Below are 614 nucleotides of genomic sequence, written 5' to 3'. Positions count from 1 at the left end.
CCCCAATCCAAGCCAACAGCTTTAGTGCCACAGTTTCTCTCAATGGTGTCATACTCCATTGAAACTGAAATGAACCACTCACCATTCTTTCGGATGATTTCGGCAGTTTTCGGCTTGCCTCCTGTGTTTCTAGCTTTACCTCGGATCTTAACGATACCAACATCAGCCAAATAAACAGCACCATGCTTTTTTTCTTTCAGGTTGAGCTTCCAACCATCACCATGAGCCTTGTAGCCCCAACCTTTAAAGCGTTGAAATGGTTTAAAACGTGGGAATCCAGCTTTCTTATCACCTTTTTTGAGCCGTCTAAAAAAACCGTCAAAAGCCAGTGCAACACGTTTTAATGTGACTTGCTCACTCTGAGCATTAGCATTGAAAATGCCATGCGCTTTACGATTATTACGCCACAGAGTGTTGATTTTGCACTGTTCGTGAAAGTTAAGACTGTAATTAGAATCACGATATGTTTCGATGCGATCACGTAAAGCCCAGTTGTACAACTGGTGATGGTGGACAAACAAATCCATCAGCGATTCTTCTTGAGAAACTGATGGTTTCATTTTATATGTAACTTTACGGATTGCTTTTTTCATAACAACTAATTATATTTAGTT

At 40.2% G+C, this 614-nt stretch carries 1 protein-coding gene; it reads right to left on the bottom strand.

The window, feature by feature from the left end:
* A partial coding sequence (locus I6E78_RS18510) for an RNA-guided endonuclease InsQ/TnpB family protein (RefSeq protein ID WP_197183125.1) occupies window positions 1-593 on the bottom strand: 593 nt, incomplete at its 3' end.
* Window positions 594-614 lie beyond the last annotated feature (21 nt).

It is taken from the genome of Pseudoalteromonas sp. NZS127 (assembly GCF_015864805.1).
Taxonomy (GTDB): domain Bacteria; phylum Pseudomonadota; class Gammaproteobacteria; order Enterobacterales; family Alteromonadaceae; genus Pseudoalteromonas; species Pseudoalteromonas nigrifaciens.
Note: the sequence above shows the minus strand (reverse complement) of the source record. Positions and strands in the feature narration are given on the sequence as shown.